Origin of the sequence: Catellatospora chokoriensis (assembly GCF_011297315.1) — a bacterium.
Classification (GTDB): Bacteria; Actinomycetota; Actinomycetes; order Mycobacteriales; family Micromonosporaceae; genus Catellatospora; species Catellatospora citrea.
This window is the reverse complement of the sequence record NZ_JAAOTI010000003.1, coordinates 15,894-38,353: the sequence shown is the minus strand read 5'-3', so window position 1 is coordinate 38,353 and position 22,460 is coordinate 15,894. Positions and strand designations below refer to the sequence as shown.

Annotated in this window: 19 protein-coding genes; 7 read left to right on the top strand and 12 right to left on the bottom strand. The window is 71.0% G+C overall.

Going from position 1 to position 22,460, the window contains the following annotated elements:
- Nucleotides 1–83: 83 nt before the first annotated feature.
- Complete coding sequence (locus HAV39_RS05165) at nt 84–653, bottom strand: TetR/AcrR family transcriptional regulator (protein WP_191838033.1); 570 nt, start codon at nt 651–653, stop codon at nt 84–86.
- Between the two features lie 98 nt (nt 654–751).
- Between HAV39_RS05165 and HAV39_RS05160 the strand changes: the two genes are divergently transcribed.
- From HAV39_RS05160 to HAV39_RS05150, 3 genes are all read left to right on the top strand, one after another.
- Nucleotides 752–1,150, top strand: coding sequence for a nuclear transport factor 2 family protein (locus HAV39_RS05160; RefSeq protein WP_191838032.1), 399 nt, complete (start codon nt 752–754; stop codon nt 1,148–1,150).
- Nucleotides 1,151–1,197: 47 nt separating this feature from the next.
- Nucleotides 1,198–1,827 (top strand): DUF899 domain-containing protein, encoded by a 630-nt coding sequence (locus HAV39_RS05155; RefSeq protein WP_191838031.1) that lies wholly within the window; start codon nt 1,198–1,200, stop codon nt 1,825–1,827.
- A gap of 157 nt (nt 1,828–1,984) precedes the next feature.
- Nucleotides 1,985–3,181, top strand: a complete 1,197-nt coding sequence (locus tag HAV39_RS05150; RefSeq protein WP_191838030.1) for a cation:proton antiporter domain-containing protein — start codon at nt 1,985–1,987, stop codon at nt 3,179–3,181.
- Here the strand turns inward: HAV39_RS05150 and HAV39_RS05145 are convergent.
- Genes HAV39_RS05145 through HAV39_RS05135 form a run of 3 tightly spaced genes read right to left on the bottom strand, consistent with a single transcriptional unit; the run spans nt 3,090 to nt 6,714 of the window.
- Nucleotides 3,090–5,861 (bottom strand): cation-translocating P-type ATPase, encoded by a 2,772-nt coding sequence (locus tag HAV39_RS05145; protein WP_239120766.1) that lies wholly within the window; start codon nt 5,859–5,861, stop codon nt 3,090–3,092. The genes HAV39_RS05150 and HAV39_RS05145 overlap by 92 nt on opposite strands.
- A 54-nt stretch (nt 5,862–5,915) precedes the next feature.
- On the bottom strand, nt 5,916–6,269 hold the full coding sequence (locus HAV39_RS05140; RefSeq protein ID WP_191838029.1) for an SHOCT domain-containing protein: 354 nt from the start codon (nt 6,267–6,269) through the stop codon (nt 5,916–5,918).
- A 31-nt stretch (nt 6,270–6,300) separates the two neighbouring features.
- Nucleotides 6,301–6,714, bottom strand: coding sequence for a DUF6325 family protein (locus HAV39_RS05135; RefSeq protein ID WP_191838028.1), 414 nt, complete (start codon nt 6,712–6,714; stop codon nt 6,301–6,303).
- A gap of 576 nt (nt 6,715–7,290) precedes the next feature.
- Here HAV39_RS05135 and HAV39_RS05130 point away from each other — a divergent pair.
- The 4 genes from HAV39_RS05130 to HAV39_RS05115 all read left to right on the top strand — a co-directional run bounded on the left by HAV39_RS05130 (nt 7,291) and on the right by HAV39_RS05115 (nt 13,820).
- On the top strand, nt 7,291–9,606 hold the full coding sequence (locus HAV39_RS05130) for a copper oxidase (protein WP_203736419.1): 2,316 nt from the start codon (nt 7,291–7,293) through the stop codon (nt 9,604–9,606).
- A 156-nt stretch (nt 9,607–9,762) separates the two neighbouring features.
- Nucleotides 9,763–11,169, top strand: coding sequence for a multicopper oxidase domain-containing protein (locus HAV39_RS05125; protein WP_191838027.1), 1,407 nt, complete (start codon nt 9,763–9,765; stop codon nt 11,167–11,169).
- A gap of 138 nt (nt 11,170–11,307) precedes the next feature.
- Nucleotides 11,308–12,033 carry a YcnI family copper-binding membrane protein gene (locus tag HAV39_RS05120; RefSeq protein WP_191838026.1) on the top strand — a complete coding sequence of 242 codons (726 nt, stop codon included), beginning with the start codon at nt 11,308–11,310 and terminating at the stop codon, nt 12,031–12,033.
- Nucleotides 12,033–13,820 carry a copper resistance CopC/CopD family protein gene (locus HAV39_RS05115; protein WP_191838025.1) on the top strand — a complete coding sequence of 596 codons (1,788 nt, stop codon included), beginning with the start codon at nt 12,033–12,035 and terminating at the stop codon, nt 13,818–13,820. The genes HAV39_RS05120 and HAV39_RS05115 overlap by 1 nt, the downstream gene beginning before the upstream one ends.
- Before the next feature lie 24 nt (nt 13,821–13,844).
- Here the strand turns inward: HAV39_RS05115 and HAV39_RS05110 are convergent, their stop codons facing one another.
- The 8 genes from HAV39_RS05110 to HAV39_RS05075 all read right to left on the bottom strand — a co-directional run bounded on the left by HAV39_RS05110 (nt 13,845) and on the right by HAV39_RS05075 (nt 22,436).
- A complete protein-coding gene (locus HAV39_RS05110) occupies nt 13,845–15,944 on the bottom strand; it encodes an amylo-alpha-1,6-glucosidase (RefSeq protein ID WP_191838024.1) in 2,100 nt (699 codons plus the stop codon).
- Nucleotides 15,937–16,299 (bottom strand): SCP2 sterol-binding domain-containing protein, encoded by a 363-nt coding sequence (locus HAV39_RS05105; RefSeq protein ID WP_191838023.1) that lies wholly within the window; start codon nt 16,297–16,299, stop codon nt 15,937–15,939. The genes HAV39_RS05110 and HAV39_RS05105 overlap by 8 nt, the downstream gene beginning before the upstream one ends.
- A gap of 152 nt (nt 16,300–16,451) precedes the next feature.
- Nucleotides 16,452–17,687 carry an MFS transporter gene (locus tag HAV39_RS05100; RefSeq protein WP_191838022.1) on the bottom strand — a complete coding sequence of 412 codons (1,236 nt, stop codon included), beginning with the start codon at nt 17,685–17,687 and terminating at the stop codon, nt 16,452–16,454.
- Nucleotides 17,684–17,986 (bottom strand): DUF6755 family protein, encoded by a 303-nt coding sequence (locus HAV39_RS05095; protein ID WP_191838021.1) that lies wholly within the window; start codon nt 17,984–17,986, stop codon nt 17,684–17,686. The genes HAV39_RS05100 and HAV39_RS05095 overlap by 4 nt, the downstream gene beginning before the upstream one ends.
- On the bottom strand, nt 17,983–18,501 hold the full coding sequence (locus HAV39_RS05090; RefSeq protein WP_191838020.1) for a QcrA and Rieske domain-containing protein: 519 nt from the start codon (nt 18,499–18,501) through the stop codon (nt 17,983–17,985). The genes HAV39_RS05095 and HAV39_RS05090 overlap by 4 nt, the downstream gene beginning before the upstream one ends.
- Nucleotides 18,498–19,151, bottom strand: coding sequence for a 4Fe-4S dicluster domain-containing protein (locus HAV39_RS05085; protein ID WP_120322191.1), 654 nt, complete (start codon nt 19,149–19,151; stop codon nt 18,498–18,500). The genes HAV39_RS05090 and HAV39_RS05085 overlap by 4 nt, the downstream gene beginning before the upstream one ends.
- Nucleotides 19,148–21,433 (bottom strand): molybdopterin oxidoreductase family protein, encoded by a 2,286-nt coding sequence (locus HAV39_RS05080; RefSeq protein ID WP_191838019.1) that lies wholly within the window; start codon nt 21,431–21,433, stop codon nt 19,148–19,150. Before HAV39_RS05080 ends, HAV39_RS05085 begins: the two co-directional genes overlap by 4 nt.
- A 1-nt stretch (nt 21,434) precedes the next feature.
- Complete coding sequence (locus tag HAV39_RS05075) at nt 21,435–22,436, bottom strand: MFS transporter (protein WP_191838018.1); 1,002 nt, start codon at nt 22,434–22,436, stop codon at nt 21,435–21,437.
- Between the last annotated feature and the right edge of the window lie 24 nt (nt 22,437–22,460).

Here is a 22,460-nt window from a genome sequence, read left to right as displayed (position 1 = left end):
CCCCGCCGGCACCGTGGCCGTCCGGACGGCCGTGCCCCGGGCGGAGCGGTTGAACCGATGGCGGCGGGTCCACCGATCGCCGGTCAGTGGCGAGGGCTGAGGCCGTCGAGGATGACGGAGACCACTCGCTCGCGGGCCGGCCCGTCGGCGGCGAGTGGCTCTGTCGCGCGGGACGCTCCGATCAGCAGGCTCATCACGTCCGTCACGGTCAGGTCCGGGCGGACCCCGCCGTCGCGCTGCGCCCGTTCCAGCAGCACCCCGAGTGCGGCGCGCAGGCGGCCGCCGATGCGCGAGGCCGCCTCCGCCGGGCTGACGCCCGCGCCGGCGAGAGCTTCGGCGAGCGCGTTCTTGGCCGACGATCCCTCGACGGCGCCGCGGAAGAACCCGCGCAGCGCCGCTGTCGGCTCCCGCGCGCTCGCCAGCTCCCGCGCCTGTGCCTCCAGGTGTTCCAGCCGGGCCAGGTAGACCGCGGCCAGCAGGTCCTCCTTGGTGGGGAAGTGCCGGAACACCGTGCCGGGGCCCACGCCCGCGGCGCGGGCGATCTGCTCGGTGCTCGCCCCGGTGCCGTGCTCGGCGAACGCCGCCGACGCGGCGTCGAGCACGCGGGCGCGGTTGCGGCGTGCGTCTGCCCGCAGCGGCTTCTCGTCGACCATCAGGCTCCCTCGACAAACGGAGTGATCAGTCCGTATAGTGCGAGACGCCGCTACCGGAGTGATCACTCCGATTATGCCCTGGCAGACGGGAGCTCGCCATGCACACCCCCCGAGAACTGTTCGAGCAGCGCGTCCGGCTCATCGACGAGAGCCGGTGGGCCGAGTTGATCGATCAGTACGCCGACGATGCCGTCGTCGAGATGCCGTTCGCGCTGCCGGCCCCGGTGCGGCTGGAAGGACGCGACCAGATCGCCGCTCACCTGGCCCGGGCCGAGCGGCTGCCGTTGCGCTTCACGGTCCGCGACGTGGTGCTGCACGAGACCGCCGATCCGCAGGTGCTGGTCGCCGAGTACGGTTACCGGCTCACCAACGGGGCGAGCGGGGAGACGGCTGACGTCGCCAACATCCAGACATTCCGGATCCGCGACGGCCTGATCACGCGCAGCCGGGACTTTCACGACCATCGCGCGATCGGCCGCCTGCTCGGTCGGTCCTGAGTCGCGTCGAAGCAGATCTGTCGGACTCGCGGGGCAGGATGGACGGTATGGACAAACCGGAGATCGTGAGCGCGGAGCAGTGGCAGCAGGCGCGTGACGACCTGCTCAAGGCCGAGAAGGAACTGACCCGCGCGCAGGACGCGCTGGCCGCCCGGCGCCGCCGCCTGCCGATGACGAAGTTCGACAAGCCGTACGAGTTCGACACGCCCGACGGCCCCAAGAGCCTGCTCGATCTGTTCGACGGCCGCGGTGAGCTGGTGGTCTACCAGTTCATGGACCGCGGGCCGAAGCACTACTGCCCCGGTTGCACCTGGTTCACCGACAACGTGCCGGTGCACGCGCTGCCCCTGCTGGCCGGCCGCGGCATCACCTGGATGACCGTGTCCGACATGCCGCTCGCGCAGATCGAGGCATACAAGGCCGAGCGCGGCTGGACGCTGCCGTTCGTGTCCTCGCACGGCACCTCGTTCTCCGCCGACTGCGACGCGGGCGGCGGCTTCATGCTCAGCGTGTTCCTGCGCGAGGGCGACGACGTCTACCGCACCTACAACACCACCTCGCGCGGTGTGGACCGGCTGGTCTTCGCCAACAGCATCATGGACCTGGCCCCGTACGGCCGCATGCAGGACTGGGAGGACTCCCCGGACGGGTGGCCGCAGCACCCGACCTACGGCTGACCGCCTCCGCCTGCGCGCCGCCCACGGCACCGTGCCGTGGGCGGCGCGCAGGCAGTGCTCGGCTCGGCGTCGACGTCGCCGTGCGATGCCCGCGTCGATGACACAATGACTCGGTGACGTTCCAGGGCAAATCGGTCGCTCCGCCCGCGTGGTGTGCGTGTACGGGCTGATCGGCCTGGCGGTGGTGCTGATCGCCTGGGCGGCGGTGTCCGCCCGCGCGGCGCGCTACAGCGTCACCGTCCCGATCGCATTGCTGCTGGCCGGCCTGCTGCTGGCGGGCGGCGACGATCCGCTGGTCGATGTGGACGTGTCCTCCTCGGTCGTGCAGCAGTTGCTGCAGCTGACCCTCGCCCTGATCCTGTTCACCGACGCCACCGAGATCAGCCTGCGCCGGCTGTGGTCGGCGGGCCGGTTGCCGCTGCGCCTGCTGCTGATCGGTTTCCCGCTGACCGTGCTGGCCGGTTGGGTGACCGGCATGGCACTGTTCCCGCAGGCGAGCGTATGGGTCATCGCGCTGATCGCGGCGGCGCTGACCGCGACGGACGCGAGCCTGGCGTCGGTGCTCGTGCGAGACGAGCGCATCCCGCACGATCTGCGGACCGCGGTGACCGTCGAGAGCGGCCTCAACGACGGCCTGGCCGCCCCGCTGGTGGTGTTCTTCGCCGCGGCGGCCGCGGCCGTGGGCACGGAGCGCAGCCCCGGACTGGTGCTCGGCCACACGATCACCGAGCTGGTGATCGCCCTGGCCGTCGGCGTGGCCGCGGGGGCGGGCGCGGGTCTGCTGCTGGGCTGGGCACGCCGCCGCGGCTGGAGCGCGGCCCGCTCGGAGCGGCTGGCCTACCTGGCGGTCGGGGTGCTGGTCTTCGAGGTGACCCATGTGCTGCACGGCAACGGCATCGTCGCGGCCTTCGTGGCGGGCCTGGCCGTCCGGGCGGTCGACCGGGACCTGCCCGAGCGGCACCTGCAGACCTCGCACGACGTCGTCGCGCTGCTGTCGGCGGGGGTCTGGTTCGCATTCGGCTCGCTGATCCCGCACACCATGGCCGACCTCGCGAACTGGCGTGTCCTGCTGTACGCGGTGCTGAGCCTCACGGTCGTGCGCATGCTGCCGGTCGGGCTGAGCCTGGTCGGGCTGCGCCGCTACCCGCGCGAGGTGTGGCTGCTGTCCTGGCTGGGCCCACGCGGGCTGCCTAGCGTGATCTTCGCGCTGATCGGCGTGCAGCAGCTCACCGGGCTTTCCGCACAACTGGTGGTCAGCCTCATCATGGCGACGGTGCTGCTGAGCGTGCTGGCTCACGGGCTGTCGGCGACGCCGATCGCGGAGCGGTGGAGCGGGCCCGGAGCACGGCCTTGACGAGCTCCTCGACGACCAGCAGGATCAGCGCGATCGCGATGGCGGTGCACCACAGGCGCAGGCTGAGGCCGGTGGTGCCGAAGATGCGCTCGAGCGGATCGAGCAGGGTGATCGCGATGATCCCCAGCAGCGCGATGCCGTAGCGGCGCAGTTGGGCCCGCCCGGGGATGGCCGCCCGGTCGAAGACGGTGCCGTGCTGGTCGCGTGACAGCAGCCCGGCCACCAGGTGGAACAGGGACAGTGTGGTCAGCAGCATGGTGGCGCCGGCGACCGGCCCGCCGTGCGCGTGCCCGATCTGGTATGCCCACAGCGACCCGACCGTCATCACCGCGCCCTGCACGCACAGCCGTACCCAGTCGGTCGTGGACAGCACGGGTGTTCCCACCGGGCGGGGCGGCCGTCGCATCAGTCCCGAGGACGGCTCGTCGAAGCCCAGCGCGATCGCGATCGGGATGTCGATGACCATGTTGATCCACAGGATCTGCAGCGGGTTCAGGGGCGTGCCCGCGGCGATGTTCAGCAGGCCCGCACCGATGAAGATCGCGATGTAGGCGACCAGCGTCGACATCTGGAACCGCAGGTACTTGAGCAGGTTGTCGTACAGGCCGCGTCCGTACTCGACGGCCTTGACGATGGTGGCGAAGTTGTCGTCGGTCAGGATCATGACCGCGGCCTCCTTGGAGACCTCCGTGCCGGTGATGCCCATGGCCACGCCGATGTCGGCGGCCTTGAGCGCCGGGGCGTCGTTGACGCCGTCCCCGGTCATCGACACCACGTTGCCGCTGGCCTTGAGCAGCCGGACCAGCCGCAGCTTGTCCTCCGGCGCGACCCGGGCGATCACCCCGAGCTGCGGCAGCTGCGCCAGCAGCTCCTCGTCGCCCATCGCCGCGAACTCGGTGCCGGTGACGGCCCGGCCCTCGATGCCCAGCTCCTTGGCGATGGCCGCGGCGGTCGTCGCATGGTCACCCGTGATCATCCGGACCCGGATGCCGGCGCTGCGGCACTCGGCGATGGCGGCCTTCGCCTCGGGCCGCGGCGGGTCCACGATGCCGACCATGGCCAGCAGTGTGAGGTCGCGGACCAGCCCGATGAGGTCGCCCGACGGGTCGAACGACGCCGGGTCGAGGTCGCGCCGGGCGACCACCATGACCCGCTCGCCGGCCGCCGCGATGCGGTCGTTGGCCTCGCCGGCCAGGTGCCGGTTGGCGTCGGTGACCGCCACGACGGAGCCGTCCGGGCCGCGGTACGACGTGGCACGGGCGATCAGCACGTCCGGCGCGCCCTTGACGTAGCAGCGGACCACCGGCGCGCCGTCCTCGCCGGTCATCCGGTGGAAGGTGGCCATGAACTTGTAGTCGGAGTCGAACGGCACCTCGGCGATGCGGGGGTAGGCGCGGCGGGTCTCGTCGAGGTCGAGCCCGCCCTTGGCGGCGAGCACGATCAGGGCGCCCTCGGTCGGGTCGCCGATCAGGTTCTCGCCGTCGAGCACGGCGTCCGCGCACAGCGCCATGGGCAGCAGGTACGGATCTAGGTCGAAGCGCTCACCGCCGACATGTTTGATTTCGCCCTCGGTCCGGTAGCCCTCGCCGGTGACGGTGAACCGGTTCTGTCCGGGAATGACCAGCTCGCGCGCGGTCATCTTGTTGAGGGTGAGGGTGCCGGTCTTGTCGGAGCAGATCACCGAGGTCGAGCCGAGCGTCTCCACGGCGGGCAGCCGTTTGACGATGGCGTTGCGGCGGGCGATCTCGCGGGTGCCGATGGACAGCAGCGCGGTGACGACCGCGGGCAGGCCGGTGGGGATCGCGGCGACGGCCAGCGCGACGCCGGTGATGAACAGGGTGTCGAAGGACTCGCCGCGGGCCAGGCCGATGAGCACGACCAGGGCCAGGGCGATGCCCGCGATGGTTGCGATGATCTTCGAGAGGCTGTCGAGTTGCTTCTGCAGCGGCGTCTTGTCCTGCTCGGTGCCTGCCAGCAGGTGGGCGATGTGGCCGATCTCGGTGCCCATCCCGGTGGCGGTCACGATCATCTCGCCGCGGCCGCGGGTGACCGAGGTGTTCATGTACGCCATGCCGGTCCGGTCGCCCAGCGGCACGTCCTGCCCGGCGACCGGCTCGGGGCTCTTGCCGACCGGCAGGCTCTCCCCGGTCAGCGCCGCCTCCTCGATCTCCAGCGTGGCCGCGACGGCGATCCGCCCGTCGGCGGGCACCCGGTTGCCCGCTTCCATGAGCACGACGTCGCCGGGCACCAGCTGCTCGGCGTCGACCTCGACGGCCTGGCCGTCGCGGCGCACCCGGGCCACCGTCTTGAGCATCTGGGCCAGCGCCCGCACGCTCTCCTCGGCCTTGGCCTCCTGGCGCAGCCCGACCACCGCGTTGAACACGGTCAGCCCGGCCAGCACCAGCGTGGTGCCCCACTCGCGGGTCACCAGCTGGTTGACCACCGCCGCGGCGAGCAGCACGAGCTGCATGAAATCGCGGTACTGGCGCAGGAACGCCGCGACCGCCGACTCCTTCTTCGCGCCGGTCAGCCGGTTCGGGCCGTGCTCGCCGATGCGCTGCGCCGCCTGCGCGGCGGTGAGCCCGCGGTCCACGGCGACCCCGAACGACTCCGCGACCTCCGGCACCGTCTTGGCATACCACCGGTCTGCCGCGGGCACGCTGTTCTGATCACCGGTCACGGTGACTCGCTCTCTCGCATCGGTGTACCCGCCGGATCCGGCGCGTGCATCCGGTCAGCCGGCCAGGATCGCGGCCTTCTGCTGCTCGAACTCGGCGTCGGTCAGCACGCCCGAGGCCTTGAGGTCGGCGAGCGTCTTCAGCTGCGTGAGCTTCGCCGCCATCGGGTCCGCGGCCGGTGCCTGCGGCTGTACCGCAGCCTGCTGCTGATACGCCTGCTGCTGCGCCAGCTGTTGCTGCGCCAGCTGCTGCTGGTACGCGGCCTGGTCGGCGTACGCCTGCTGCTGTGCCGCCTGCTCCTCCTCCTGGGCCGCCCACCGGCCGCCCTGCCGCCGCGACACGCGGTTGGACACCGCCGTCGCCGTGCCGGCCACCACCGCCGTGCGCGCCACTCCTCGAAGCAGTCCCACGGTCAACACCTCCCGTTTCTCTGACGCGCGGTCACGCGCTCGCTTCCGCTGCGGCCAGAAGCTCCTGCACCGGGATCCGGCCGCTCGCGACCATCTGCGCGCCACCCCGGCGCCACGCGATGGCCAGCGGCGCGGCCCAGACGTTCTCGTAGACGAGGATGCCCGCGGAGTTGCCCGGCTCGATCGCGTTGGCGGCTTCCCGCAGGTCGTCGCGGTCGAGCAGGCCCGATGAGGCGCCCTGGAAGACGGCGAACTCGCGAGCCCCTTCTGCGTCCATGTCCTCGACCGCCACCGCGACGATGCTGCCGTCGGTGTCCTTGCGGATGAACGCGAGGTCGAGGATCCGGACGATGCCGCGGTCCACCAGGTCCAGCAGCAGCGGGATGCCCTCGCCGGTCATGTGATTGCCGGGGAACTCGATCACCAGGTAGTCGACCGGCCCCATCGTATCTATTTCATGCGTTTTAGTCATTTATGCGCCTTTCCGGCGATCTGCCTGCTTGCGTGCCCCCGTGCCTGCATCGTAGGCATGGCCGATGCGCAGCGGAGCAGGAACTGAAAACGAGGCGGCGCGCGTTCCTCGTCCGCTTCCACGCGTTCCGGACCGGGGTGTCGACGTGCCGGTGGGCGGGGTGCCGCGCATGGCAGTCGGGCGAAGGCGCGAGCCGCGGGTTCGGAAACATGCAATTTGCATTTCCGAACGTCGGTGCAATTTGCACGAGCCATAAGGTTGATACCTTGACGCCTGCGCCGTAATAGGTTCGACCGAGAGTGTTGCTCCGCTGGTAGCCACCGCGTCGAGCCGCTTTCTTGCAAAGCGTCGCCAGTGTCTTGTGAGAATTGCGAAGCTTTGTTTCCAGATGCCTCGACAGCGTCCCGTGATGTTGGGCGCACGTCGTAACGGGGACTTTTCGTGGGAGCGCATCCATGTTAATGCGGCGTGGCTTTCGTATTCATGGGTTCCGATATACGGAGCCCGCCTCGGCCTCGTGCCGGCGCGTCCCCCATCCCGGGAGTAGACATGCTCGTCGAAGACCCCCCGCCCGACCGCCGCCGGATACGGCGCGTACGCAGACGCCGGCTCGCCATCGGCACCGCCGTGGCCGTGACCCTGGCCTTTCTCGGCTTCAGTCCGGTGCCGTCGGTGGCGTCGGGTGCCGGCGCCGGCCCGCTGCCGGTCCAGTTCAAACTCACCGACAACAACGGCGCCTGGTACGACACCGGCCTCACCCTGTTCGGCACCAAGTCGCTCGGTGTCGCGGTCCTGCCGCGGACCGGGCTGAGCTCGCTGCCGCTGGACGTGAACGCGCTCCTCAACAACACCGGTGCGCCCGCCCTGCTGCAGAACCTCCCGCTCGGCACCGTGCTCGGCATCCTGCCCGGCGGCAGCAACCCGCTGGTCAATCTGGACAAGCTCACCGACGCGGTGAACCTGTCCGGCGGCCTGCTCGGCTTCCTCAACCCGAACGTGCAGAAGGCCAAGCAGGACATCAACACCCTGGTCGCGCAACTGCAGAACGCACCGGCAGGTGTCCCGGTCGATCTGAGCACGCTGCCCGTCGGCGTGGACCTGATGAATCAGCTGGCCGCCCTGCAGTCGTTGTCGTCGCCGAACCTGAGCCTGTCGCCGATCGCCCAGTTCCACGTGGGCGCACCGGACGCGGCGTCGACGCACACCGTGACGAGCCTGATCTATCCGTACGGCTCCCAGCCGATCGACCAGGCGAGCGCGTTCGCCGGTGACGTGAGCCAGCAGCTCACCGAGCCCGGCCTCTACGCGTGGGCGTGCAAGGTGCACCCCTACATGCTGGGCGCGGTGGTCGTCGACGACCCGCTGACACCCGGGCTCGACTTCGGCAAGAAGCTCGTCGTCAACGCCCGGGGCGGCAACCTGGTCGTGCCGAGCAACGCCAACATCATCCAGCAGCTGGTCCAGAAGTTCTTCCGGATCACCTCGCCCGGCAACTGGCAGACCTTCAGCAACACGGTCTCCAACCACTGGGACCCCGTCTACCCGCCCGCGCCGATCCTGATGTACGACGCGGCGGAGACTCCGGTGCTCATCCCGAGCCTGGACGCCTATTATCAGTCGCTGTTCACCGAGGGTGTCGACCTGCCCGCGCTGACGCAACGGCCGGCCGTACCGGGCGTGGGCGAAGTGTGGATCGACGCGCAGATGGCGATGACCGCGGGCAAGACCAAACCCGGCGTCGCCACGAAGATCGACGTCCAGAACTGGACGGTCGCGCGGACCGTGGCCCTGCCGCAGATCAACATGAACAATCCGCACAACATGTGGTCGGATCGCAACGGCAACTTCATCTACCAGACGGAGTGGTTCTCCGACCGGCTGACCGTGTTCGACCGGCGCACCGGCGCGCTCGTCCGAACACTGCAGGTCGGTCCGGACCCGTCACACGTGATGACCAGGGTCGACACCGACCAGCTGCACATAGCGATCAACGGCGGCAACCAGGTGGTCGAGGCCGCGCCTGGTGCCACCGGCATCGACCGGCGGCTGATGACCCAGTACGCCGGGGAGAAGCCGGCGCATCCGCACGCGCACTGGATGAGCGCGGACGGACGCAAGATGATCACGCCAAATGTCAACAACAACGACGCGGCGCTCTTCCAGGACCTGACGCAGACCAGCGGGAACCTGACCAAGGGGACCACCGGCCAGCTGCCGATCGCCACCAGCATGATGCCCGACAGCTCGAAGGCGTACGTGGCCAACTTCCTGGGCCAGAGCGTCTCGTGCGTCTCGCTGGACGCGAACGCGTGCCGCAGCGACGCCGGAACACTGGTCAACAACAAGATCATCGACCTGTGGTCCACGTACGACCCGGTCAGCGGGTCAAGCTCGGGAGCGTTCGGTGGTCTGCCGATCCAGCTGCCGACCAGCCCGGACGGCCAGGCCGTCCTGGTCGCCAACACCCTCACCAGCAACATCGCGGTCATCGACCCGGACACGGACAAGGTCGTCAAGTACCTGCCGTGCGACTCGGGCTGCCACGGCATCAACTTCGGCGCCAAGCAGGGCGGCGGCTACTACGCCTACGTCTCCAGCAAGTTCGCCAACAGCGTGGCCGTCGTCGACGCCGACCCCAACGGGGACGGCAATCCGGCCGATGCCGCGATCGTGGGCAAGTTCGTCCTCGACCAGGCACCCGGCACCGCCAAGGACGACCAGGTGGTCGCCTACAACGGCATGGGGGGCCAGGGCGTGTTCGCCTATCCGATCGTCTACAACGGCTGGGTCCAGAATGCTCCCGCCGAGGTGGCAGGCCTGCTGACCTGTCGTCAGCTCAACCCCATCAACCCCGAAGCCTGCTGATGCTCCTGCCCGTTCGCCTGCCGGCGAACCCGGCGGGGGAGGGACCGCATCGCACGCGGTCCCTCCCCCGGTCCGGGGTTCTCGCCCCAGCCCAGGCTACACCTGGTGCGAAAGCACCGGATCGGCGCGCATCACTGACCCCAGTGGAGTCCGCTCATGTCTGATCCCCACCCCCTCGACCGCTGGCTGCCCAGCAGACTGCGCCTCGCGCTCGATCGCACGCCGCCACGTGCGCGCCGGGCCGTACTGGCTGCGGCGACGGCGTTCGCCGTCGCCGTTGCGAGCCTGGTGGTCGTCGCCGCCACCACGGCGTACGCCGCCAACCACACCGTCACCGCGAAGAACATCGCCTTCAGCCCGTCGACCCTCACCGTGACGGTCGGCGACACGGTCACCTGGGTCAATCAGGAGACCGACGGCACAAGCCACACCGTCGCCGCCGACGGCGGCGCCTTCATCTCGGGCAACATCGCCCCCGGTGGCAGTTTCAGCTTCACCTTCACCACCACCGGCACGTTCAACTACCACTGCACGCTGCACCCGTTCATGACCGGGACCGTCATCGTCACGGCGACACCGTCGAGCCCGAGCCCGACGCCGAGCGCGGCGGCCTCGCCGTCACCGTCGCCGCCGGCGTCATCGCCGTCACCGTCGGCGTCGCCGCCCGCCTCCCCGGCGGCATCGGCCTCGCCCAGCGGCGCTCCGTCTCCGTCACCCAGCGGGCCGCTGCCGTGCGCGAACCCGACCGTCGGGGCAGCGCAGAACGACGGCACCAGGCTCGCGACGTTCACGACGGCGGCCGACGGCACGAAGGTCTTCCTGCTGTGCATGGCCCCGGTGTCCTGGGAGGTCAAGCCGGGAGACGTCAGACCGGCCTTCGCCTTCAACGGCATCGTTCCGGGGCCCACCATCAAGGTCAACGAGGGCGACAAGGTTCGCGTCGTCGTCCAGAACAACCTGCCCGAGCACAGCGGAGTGCACTGGCACGGGATGCAACTGCCCAACGACCAGGACGGGGTGCCGCACCTCACCCAGCCGCCGATCATGCCGGGCGACGTCTACACCTACCAGTGGACGGCGGTCAGTACCGGCACCCACTGGTACCACACCCACATGGGAGGAGCCCAGGTCGGCAAGGGCCTGTACGGGGCACTGCTCGTCACCCCCACGCTCGGCGACATCGCCGCGGACAAGCACTACACGCTGGAGATCGGTGACGGCGCCAACGGCTTCACGCTCAACGGCAAGTCATACCCGGCCACCGTGCCGCTCACCGCGAAGGTCAACCAGCGCGTGCACATCCGGCTCGTCGGCACCGGGCCGGAGATGCTGCACCCGATGCATCTGCACGGCATGACCTTCCAGGTGGTCGCCCAGGACGGCAACAAGCTGGCCACGCCGTACACCGTCGACACGCTCACCGTGGCGGTCGGCCAGACCTACGACATCGTCACCCAGCCCAAGACCACGGGAACCTGGCTGCTCCACTGCCACATCTTCTCCCACGCCGAAGGCCCGACCGGGATGACCGGCCTGGCCACCACCCTCGACGTCACTCCCTGACACCGTGGCCGTGCCGGCTTCCGGGCCGGCACGGCCACGGCCCAGACGTCGTCCAAGACCTGACTCCGGAGTGTGATTCCATTGCCGTCGCGATCCAGTTCCGCGTCCCGCATTCTCGCCAAGGCCACCGTCGTGGCGTTGTCGGCCGCTGCAGTCGTGCTGCTGCACGGTTCACCGGCCGCCGCCCACGTGACTGTGACCCCGTCGGCTGTCGCCGGCGGCGGTTACGGCACCTTCTCCTTCAAGGTCCCCAACGAACGCCCGACCGCGTCGACGACCCGGCTGGAAGTGGTGTTCCCCGCCGACCACCCGCTCACGGGGGTGTCGGTGCGGCCTATGCCGGGCTGGACCATCACCGTCAACCGGCAGCAGGCCGCCACCGCCACTCCCGCGGTCGGGGAGCACGCCGCAGCCCAGCCCGTCACCTCGATCGTCTGGCAGGACGGCGCCATCGGTCCGGGAGAGTTCCAACTGTTCGACGTCTCCGTCGGACCCATGCCGAAGACGTCGACGACCCTGCTGTTCAAGGCGCTGCAGACGTACTCGGACGGGGAGATCGTACGCTGGCTCGACCCGCCCGCCGCGGACGGAGCACCGCGACCGGAACATCCGGCCCCCGTGGTGGCCGTCGCAGGGTCCGCGGCGCCGACCGCGGTGAACTCCGATCCCGCCGGTCGGGTGCTGGGCTGGACAGGCCTCGGTGTCGCGCTCACGGCACTGCTGCTCGCCGTCGCCTCACTGCGGCGCCGGAAGCCGTTCACGGCCCGCGACGGCCACGGCGGAACTGACGTTCCGGCGCGGGCCGTGAACGGGCAAAGGACGGCAGTGCCGGCCGCCGCCGGATCCCGAGCAGGACGGTCCTGATGATGGCGACGTTGCCGACACGTGCCCGGGCTCAGCGGCTCGCCGTGGCCCTTGCGGTCGTGCTCCTCGGCGCCGGTTTCGTGTTGTGGCCGGTTCCCGCGTGGGCACATGCGGAACTGGTCGCCACGACCCCCGCCGGCGGGGCCGTGCTGGCAGCGTCGCCCGACCAGGTGCTGCTGCAGTTCAGCGAGCCGGTCACGGTGGGCCTGGGCGAGATCCGCCTGCTCGACGGGTCGGGCACGGCCGTGGCGACGGAGTCGCCCGGCCGGCAGCTCGACGACCCGACGACGATCGTCGTCGGCGTTCCCGGTCCACTCGCGTCGGGCGTGTACACCGTTGCCTGGCAGGCGCTGTCCGCCGACACCCATCCCATCGAAGGCGCCTTCGCCTTCACGGTCGGCGACGGCGGACCTACCGCGGCCCCACTGGTGGTCGGCGGCGGGTCCGGTCGGGCGGCTGCGGATGTGGTGTACCTGGTCGCCAGGTGGTCCGGTTTCGCCGCCCTGGCCCTGCTGTGCGGTGCCGCCCTGTTCATGGCATGGCTGTGGCCGGCCGGTGCCCGGTACCGCCGCGTTCGGCGCATGCTGTGGGGCGGGTGGGTGGCGCTGGTGGGCAGCACGATGCTGTCCCTGCTGTGCTATGCGGCGTCCGCGCGGGGCGTCGGGCTCGACGCGGCGATGGATGCGGACCTGCTGCGGCGGACCCTGCAGACCAAGGCGGGCACGGTGCTGGCCGCGCGGCTCGCCGTGGTCGGGCTGCTCGCGCCTGCGCTGGCGGTGCTGGTCAGGTGGGCCCGGACCGGCGAACCCCGCGGACGTCGGCTGGCCGTTGCCGGCGTGCTCATCGCGGACACGGCGCTGGCGGCCACGTGGAGCACCGCCACCCACGGCAGCGTCGGGGCGGATGCCTGGCTGGCGGTCTCGATGGACGTCGTCCATCTGGTCGCCATGACCGTGTGGTTCGGCGGACTCGCGATGCTCGCCGGTGCGCTGCTCCCGGCGCGCGACGTCACCGCCCTGCGCACCGCCGTTCCGGCCTTCTCGCGGATCGCGCTCGGATGCGTGGGGCTGCTGGTGTTGACCGGTCTCTACGCCGGATGGCGGCAGGTGCGGTCGGTGTCCGCGCTCGGCGGCACGACCTACGGCCACCTGCTGCTGGCGAAGGCGGGCCTGGTGGTGCTGCTCGTGGTGTTCGGCGCCGTGGCCAGGTCCTGGGTGCGCCGCCACTTCTCGGCCGAGCGCGTCGACCCTGCGGCGCACGGCGCCAAGCGCGGACCGGACGCGGAGCAGATCTTCCGGTTCCGCCGGCAGACGGTCGCCGAGACCGCGGTGGCGATCGCGGTGCTTGGCCTGTCGAGCATCCTCGTGGCGACCGAGCCGGCCGCACCCGCGCTTGCGGCTGGGCAGGCCGCATCGACCGGCCGCTCGTCACCTTCCGAATCGGCTCCGCCTACGGGGCCGGTGCCGTTCCGTGCGGGCACGGTGAGCGGCTCGGTCCTCCTGGAGGTGCAGCCGGCACGGGTGGGGCGTGCCGTGCTGCACCTGTCGGTCCTCGACGGGGCAGGCCGGCCGCTGGACGTGCCGGAGGCGCGCGTCGCGCTCGCCCTGGCCGAGCCGCCGGTCGGCCCGATGCCGGTGGATCTGGGCTCGGGCCGACTCGGCCACTACGCGGCGCTCGTCACGCTGCCGCTGCCGGGCCGCTGGGACTTCGCGGTGACGGTGCGGACATCCGATGTGGACCAGACCGTCGTGCACGTCCCGGTGCAGGTGGGAGCCGCCTCGCCCTGACCGTCCCGCCGGGACGCGGCCGGGTCACGTCGTCGCGCGCTGGCTCACCCGCCGCTTCGCGCCGGTGCCGAGTTCGGGACGCCCCCGGCCCTGGCGGTCGGTGTGCAGCAGGCCGCGGCCGAACGCGTCGACCCGGCCCCAGCGGCCCGGGATGCCCAGCAGCTCGATCTGGCCGATGCCCACGGGCAGCGCCGCGTCGACGACCAGGCTGTCCTCCAGCGGCTGCAGCCCCAGCATGGTCCGCAGCAGCAGCAGGGGAGCACCCGTCGACCAGGCCTGCGGGCTGCACGCCGTCGGGTACTGCACCGGATACTTGGTCGCCTCGCGCGGGTAGCCGCCGAACGCCTCCGGCAGCCGGCCGTCGAAGTACTCGGCCGCGTCGAGGATGCCGGCCGCGACCTGCGCCGCCTCCTTCTTGAAGCCGTACCGGCGCAGGCCCCAGGCGATGAACGAGCAGTCGAACGGCCACACCGTGCCGACGTGGTAGCCGATCGGGTTGTACCGCTTCTCGCCCAGCGCCAGGGTGCGCACGCCCCACCCGGAGAACAGGCGCGGCCCCAGCAGGTGGCGGGCGATCGCGCGGGCCCGCGACTGCGGGACGATGCCGCTCCACAGCAGGTGCCCGATGTTGGAGGTCAGCACGTCGACCTGCCTGCCCTCGGCGTCGAGGGCGAGGGCGTAGTACTCGCCGTCGGCGACCCAGTAGTCGCGGTTGAACCGGCGCTTGAGGTCGGCGGCCTGCTTCTCCAGCTTGTTCGCGTAGTCGGGGTCCTTCCAGATCAGGCGGGCCAGGCGCGCGCCGCGCATCCGCGCGTCGTAGGCGTAGCCCTGCAGCTCGCAGGTGGCGCGCGGGAACCCGGGCAGGCTGCCGTCACGGTAGGAGATGGAGTCCCAGGAGTCCTTCCAGCACTGGTTCTCCAGCCCCGACTTCTCGTTGCGGCGCTGGTACCAGACGTAGCCGTTGCCGAGCAGGTCGGCGTACTCGTCGACCCAGCGCAGCGCGGCGCGGGCCTCCAGTTCCAGGTCGCGCACCAGGGCCTTGTCCCCGGTCCACCGCTCGTACTCGTCGAGCAGCACCACGAACAGCGCGGTGGCGTCGGCGTTGCCGTAGTACGGGCTGTGCGGCTGCTCCAGGAACGCCGCCGACTCGCCGTAGCGCATCTCGTGCAGGATCCGGCCCGGATCCTCGTCGCGGAAGTCGTCGAACCGGGTGCCCTGGCGGGCCGCCAGTTCCCGCAGCGTGGTGGCGGCGAGCTCAGGCGCGAACGGCAGGGCCTGCAGGCTGGTGAAGATGCTGTCGCGGCCGAACATGGTCATGAACCAGGGCAGGCCGGCCGCGGGCAGGCTGCGCCCGCCCGAGGTCAGCGGGGAGAAGCGCAGCGCCGCCAGGTCGATCAGGCTGCGTCGGTAGGTGCGCCGCAGCGGCCCCCACTCGCACTCCAGCTTCGGCGCGCTCTCCAGCCAGCGGTCCAGGTCGTCGCCCATGTCCTCGGCGGCCTTGGGGCCGCCGAGCCGGGTGCGCTTGCCGTTGCGGCCGATCAGGATCGGCGTGACGCGTAGCTCGCAGGTCCAGTGCGACTGGGGCTCGACCCGGATCTTGTAGGTGAGGCCGTTCTTGTCCATCTTCGCGCGCGGTTCCGAGGTGATCTCCGTGGCGCGGTGGAACGTGTCGCGCCGGTAGCCGTAGACCAGCCGGTCACGCTCGACGCTGTGGTACAGCTCGCCCTTCTTGCTCTCGTCGTTCTTGACGTCGAACAGGTCGGCGAAGTCGCTGTCCGCCGCCATGTGCACGGTCAGCTCCACGGCCTTCTCGCCGTGGTTGAGCACCGCCAGCCGCTCCCGGAAGCCCTCGGTGACGGTGCGCTGCCGCATGACGGACAGCTGTGCGTCGATGTAGACGGTGCCGCCGCCGGGGGCGAGGAAGAACCTGGTCTCGAAGTACTGCAGGTCGTCGACCGACAGAGTGCCCAGCCGCTGGCCGTCGACGGTGAGCACCCAGGTCGACAGAAACCGGGTGTCCCAGGCGAACAGCCCGGACGGGTCGGTGCGGGACGCCTCGATGTCGCCCCGCTCGTCGCTGACGACGAAAGTGTTGCCGTTGAGGATGCGCACCTGTTCAGCCACGGCCGGCCGCCGTCGGGTGCGTGGTGCGCGACGGGCCGCTGAAGACGCGCTGGAACAGCAGCAGCAACTCCGGGTCGCCGTCGGCCTCGATCGCGCCGCGCAGCAGTGCCGCGAACGCGTTGTCCTTGCCGGTGACGATGTTCTCGAACACGTCGGTGTCGGCCTCGATGGAGCACTCGGCCTTCTGGTTGCGCCGCGACACGGCGAACGTGCCGTGGTCGATCGTGACGAACCAGCGCTGGACATGGCCTTTCGCGCCGATGTCGAACCGGATGCTGCCGGAGCTGCCTCGCAGCAGCGGTTCCTCGCCGCGCTGGGCGAGATCGGCGAAGAACTGGTCGGTCGCCGTGGGCATGCGCACCATCTCCTTGCGAGGGGCGGGTCCCCAGGCGCGGCGGAGCGGCGATGAGGCGGCGGCCGTCACGGTCCGATTCGGTCGCGTCGGTGCCGCGCGGACCCGTCGAGTATGTGCTCTGAGCGTACCCGGGATGCACTTTTCGAGTGCTTTTATCGCGTTTTCAAGTCGGGCCGGGCCGGTGCCTTCACCGCCGCGTCCACGGGTGGCCGCCGGTTGCGCTGGGTCCAGGTGTAGGCCAGAGCGGCCAGCGCCACCAGGGCCAGCAGCAGCAGGCCGATGGTGTAGTGGCCGGTGGCCCCGTAGACGGCGCCCATGACCAGCGGCGGCACGAACCCGCCGAGCCCGCCCATCGCGCCGACGATGCCGGTCACCGCGCCCACCTTCGGCCGCGGCACCACCTGGGCCAGCAACGAGAACACCGCGCCCGCGCCGGCGCCCAGCATCGCCGCCATGATCAGGAACGTGATCGTCGCCCACGGGTACAGCGGCGGGGCGAACGACTGCCAGACGGCCATCACCGCCAGCACGGCCAGGCACAACGACAGCACCTTCGCGCCGCCGACCCGGTCGGCCAGCCAGCCGCCGGGCGGCCGGAAGACCACCGCGACCAGCGTGAACCCGGCGGCCTTGAGCGAGGCGTCGCCCTGCTCCAGGCCGTACTGGCTCTGCAGGTAGGTGACCAGGTAGACGGCGAACGACACGTACCCGCCGAAGGTGACCGCGTACAGCGCCGACAGCGGCCAGGTCATCGGCTGGCGGGCGGCCTCGGTGAAGCGGTGCGCGAACGGCTCGGCGGGCACGGTGCGGCCGGGCGGCTCGCGCAGCACCAGCCAGGCCACCACGCCGTACACCGCGAGCACCGCCGCGCACAGGTAGAACTGCGCGTTGGGCCCGATCTCGCGCATCGGCTTGGTCAGCAGTGCGGCGATCGCGGTGCCGCCCATGCCCATGCCGATGACCCCGAGCGCCACCCCGCGTCTGCTCGGCGGGAACCAGCCGTTGCCGTGCGGGATCGCCGCCGCGAACGGCGTGCCGCCGATGCCGAGCAGGAAACCGACGGCCAGCATCGCCGGGTACGAGTCCCCGGCCACGGTCAGCAGCAGCACGGGGATGATGGTCAGGAACGCGATCGCGGGGAGCATGACCCGTGCGCCGAGCACGTCGGTGAGCGCGCCGACCGGGATCCGGCCCAGTGAGCCGACCAGCACCGGCACCGCGACCAGGACGGACTGCTGCACCGACGACAGCCCGAGGTGCTGCTTGTAGAACGCCGACAGCGGCGAGATCAGGCCCCACGCCCACGCGGTGAGCAGGAAACCCAGCGCGGCGAGGATCAGGTTCACGTACGCCCCGCGCGGCACGCGTTCGGCCGCCGCGGCGCTCACCGGTCGCGCCGTTCGCCCAGCCGCCACGCCCACAGCGCGACGCCGAACGAGGCCACCCCGAACGCGGCCGCCCACCAGGCGACCGCCGTCTGGCCCTGCATCCACGCGTTGAGCCCGACCCCGATCGCCCAGAGCTGCCCGACCAGGATGGACAGCACCAGCGCCAGCCGCCCGGACAGCATCGAGGAGCGTTCGGGATCGGTCTCGCCACCGGCGCCCGGTCCGGGCCCGGTCGAGCGCACACGCGGGTCGCCGTACCCGCTGGTGGGTTTGATATGCGGATACCGCGCGTCGGTCATGGCTGCTCCTCGCCGGATTCCAGGGTGCCCACGGCCCAGATGCCGTCGGCGCGCTCCTCCAGCAGCACCCTGGGCAGCGGCCGCGGTGGGGGACCGGCGGTCACCGCGCCGGTCCGCGGATCGAACACGCCCTCGTGGCACGGGCAGTACAGCTCGCCCTGCTCGCCGCGGTCGGCGCGCCAGAGCACCCCGCAGGCCAGATGCGTGCAGATCGACGAGTACGCGACCAGCGTCCCGTCGGCCATCCGCAGCGCGACGGCGCGGTCCTCCGCGCCCGGGTAGGCGAACGCCACCGACTGGCCCGGCGGCAGCTGCTCGGCGACCAGCTTCGGCGGTGCGGTGCCCGAGCCGTGCCGGTGGAAGACGCCCGCCGCGACGGCGACGCCGCCCGCCGCCAGCCCGCCCGACATGGTGACCGCCAGGCGCAGGTAGTCGCGGCGGCTGGTCAGCGAGTCCGCCGCGATGCGCTCCCGCAGCGCCGCGACGTCCTGCTCGGTACGCTCGTCGATACTCATAGCGGTTCCCCGAGCACGTTGTCCGCCGACGGCTCCAGGTGACCGGCCGGCTGCGGGCTGCCGGTGACGCGGGCGTGCTCGCCCGCCCCGCCGGGCAGCGGCTCGTCGACGGGCCGTCCCCGGGGCACCACCATCGCCACCCCGGTCGAGATGATCGACCCGTCGAAGTCGAACGTGCTGGCCACCTCGACGCCGGGGCGCTCGGTGCGCAGCTCCTCCAGGGTGCCGTAGAAGATGGAGCCCGTCGGGCAGACGGTGGCGCACATCGGGGCCAGCCCGTACGACGTCCGGTCGTAGCACAGGTTGCACTTGAACTGGAGCTTCGCCGCCAGGTCGATCTTCGGCACGCCCATCGGGCAGGCGTTGACACAGTTCCCGCAGCCGATGCACCGGCTCTTGTCCGCGTCGTGCACCACCCCGTCCGGGGTGACCAGGATGGCCTCGGCCGGGCACACCTGCGCGCACGGCGCGACCGGGTCCTCGCAGTGCATGCACACCGTCGGGCTGGACGCGACGCTGCCGCCCTGGTCCAGGTAGTCCAGATGGATCATCGACTTGCCGCGGTGCGAGTCGCACTCCCGGCATGCCGACACACACGCCTGGCAGCCGATGCAGCGGCCCGGGTCGATCACGATGGTGCGTCCCATCATGGCTGCGACGTGCCCCTTCCCTGCGATGAGGTCGGTGGCAGCGGCTCGCCGCGCGAGCGCTGGGTGTCGGCGTAGGGCTCCCGCCCGGGCGGCATCGGCGGGGCGGGCACCGGCGTGACCGCGGTGGCCGCCTCGATCCGGCAGGCGCACACCTTGTACTCCGGGATCTTCGAGCGCGGGTCGAGGGCGTCGATGGTCAGCTCGTTGGCCGCCACCGGATACGGCCAGTGGTACGGCACGAACACCGTGTCGGGCCGGATCGCCTCCGTGACCAGCGCCGGGAATGTCGCCGCGCCGCGCCGGGTGACCACGGTGACCGCGTCGCCGTTGCTGAAGCCGTGCGACGGGTGCACCTCGACCCACGGCCGCGGGGTCTGCTCGACCAGCCCGCCCAGCCGCCGGGTCTGGTTGCCCGACAGGAAGTGCGCCACGGTCCGGCCCGTGGTCAGCGTGATCGGGAACTCGTCGTCGTACGGGTCGGCGGGCGGATGCCAGCGCACCGCCTGCATGTGGACCTTGCCGTCGGCGTGGTAGGTGCGCCCGTCCTCGAACAGCCGCGGCGTGCCCGGATGGTCGAGGCTCGGGCAGGGCCAGGCGATGCCACCGGTCTCGTCGAGCCGCGCGTACGTGATGCCGTAGTAGTCGTTGACCGTGCCGCGCGAGGCGATCCGCAGCTCCTCGAACACCTGCTCGGACCCGGTGTAGTCGAACTTGTCCCCGACGCCGAGCCGCCTGGCCAGCTCGCACAGCACCCACGTGTCGGTGCGTACGCCCGGCAGCGGCTCCTGGGCCTTGCGGTGGCGCACCACCCGGGCCTCGGCGTTGGCCATCACCCCGTCGTCCTCGGCCCAGCTGGTCACCGGCAGCACCAGGTGCGCGTTGGCGGCGGTCTCGGACAGGAAGAAGTCGCACTGGGCGTGGAAGTCGAGCTTGTCGTAGCCCTCCTTGACCACGGCGTAGTTCGGCAGCGAGACGAACGGGTTGTTGCACATGCCGAACAGCCCGCGGATCTCGCCGCGGCGCATCTGGTGCACCATCTCCATCATCGAGGTGCCCGCGTGCGGCAGGTCCTCGACGTCGATGCCCCAGATGTTGGCGACCTGCATCCGGTGTACGGGGTCGCTGATGGACCGCCCGCCCGGCAGCATGTCCGACTTCTGGCCGTGCTCGCGCCCGCCCTGCCCGTTGCCCTGCCCGGTGATGGTGCCGTAGCCCGCGCCCGGCTTGCCGAGATTGCCGGTGGCCACACACAGGTTGATCACGGTGAGGCAGTTCTCCACGCCCTGGGTGTGGTGCTCGATGCCGCGCGCGTGCCAGGCCATCGCCCGGTTCGCGGTCGCGAACATCCGCGCCACCTGCGTGACCTGCTCGGCGGGGATGCCGCAGATCTCGGCGGCCCGCTCCGGCGGGCACTCGGCCGCTGCGGCCCGCACCTCGTCCCAGCCGGTCGTGTGCCCGGCGAGGAACACCTCGTCGGTCAGGCCTTCGGTGACGATCACGTGCAGCACGGCGTTGAAGAACGCGGCGTCGGTGCCCGGCCGCAGCGCGACGTGGAGGTCGGCGGTGCGGGCGATGCTGGTCTCCCGCGGATCGACCACGATCAGCTTCGCGCCCCGGTCCCGCGCCCCCCACAGGTACTGCGTCATCACCGGGAAGCACTCGCCCACGTTGGAGCCCGCGATCAGCAGGCAGTCGCTGAGCAGGCAGTCCGCGAACGGGTTCGCGGCCCGGTCGATGCCGAACGACAGCTTGTTCGCCCCGGCCGCGCTGACCATGCACAGCCGGCCGTTGTAGTCCACGTGCCGGGTGCGCAGCGCCACCCGCGCGAACTTGCCCACCAGGTACGTCTTCTCGGTGAACAGGCTCGCCCCGCCCAGCATGCCGAACGCGTCGCGGCCGTGCTCGGCCTGGATGCGCTGGATGTGCTCGGCGGTCACGTCGAGCGCCTGCTCCCAGGAGACCGGCCGCAGGTCGTCGGCCCGGCTCTTGCGCAACAGCGGCGCGGTGAGCCGGTCCGGGTGGTTGACCTGCTGGTAGGCGTTGAGGCCCTTCGGGCACAGCCGCATCCGGTTGATGTCGTGGTCGCGCGGTTCGACGCCGAACACCTTGCCGTCGTGGACCCGCAGGTACATGCCGCACTGCACGCCGCAGAAGCAGCAGTGCGTCGCGACGAGCGTCTCCTCGCCCCGGATGGCCCGCCAGCGGTCGGCGGGCAGCCCGCCCGCGTCCCGGAAACGGCCCGTGCCGGGTGGGGTGATGTCCGGGTCGAGGGGGACGGTCAAGTCAGAACCCCGGCTTCACGGTCGTGCGGTAGGCCTGCCCGCGCCGCAGCCGCTTGCACCGTGGGCACACCTCGGCGAGTTGATCGAAGTCCAGCTTCAGGTCGCGCATGGTGGCGCGCAGGTTGTCCACGTACGCCGTGGTGTCGATCGGCTCGCCGCAGTTGCGGCAGTGCCGGACCTCGCCGTGCTCGGTGTACTTGAACAGCTGCATGCCGACCGCGGCCGGGCGCTGGGCGATGTGGAAGAACTTGCCGAACGGCAGATACAGCAGGGTCAGCACGACCGCTGCCATGTGCAGCACGGCCAGGAACTCGTAGCCGCCGCCGTGCAGCGCGACGCTGGAGAACGTCAGCAGCAGCCCGGTCACCGAGATGATGATCAGTGCGAGCAGCGGCACCAGGTCGTAGCCGAACCGCTGGCCGGTGCTCGCCTCCCGGTCGCGCATGCGCCGGATCAGGAAGTACGTCGCGCCCGCGACGACGAGCACCGCGGCGACGTCGAGGCCGTGGAACAGCAGCCAGCCGAGCAGCGACAGGGCGTCGAACTTCACCACCCCGAAGCCCCAGATGTTCATGGTGTACTCCGGCCCGGCCCCGGTGTTCGCGGTGAAGGTGAACCAGCCCCAGGTCAGCGGGAAGGTGATCGCCGCGGCCAGCAGGCAGCCCCAGAAGATCAGCTGGTGGGCGGTCCAGCGAGCGCGCGAGCGCGCGCCGAGGAACTTCTGGAAGCCGAGGTAGGTGGCGATCATGCGGGGCAGCGCCGTCGGTGTGCGGCGCAGGTTCTGCCAGGACAGCGCGGCGCCCCAGCCCTTGCGGAACAGCCGCCGGGCGCCGGGGGAGGAGATCCACACCGTGTAGCGGTAGGCGATGCCGAAGGCGAGGAAAACGCTGGCGATGGCGTACGGGGCCAGCGCTGAGTCGAAGTTGCGCAGTCCTCTGCTGCCCAGGTGGATCGCCGCGCAGAGCACCAGAGCGGTGACGATGCCGACGATCACGGGCCTCATGCAGCCGATGCTATGTAATCGGCA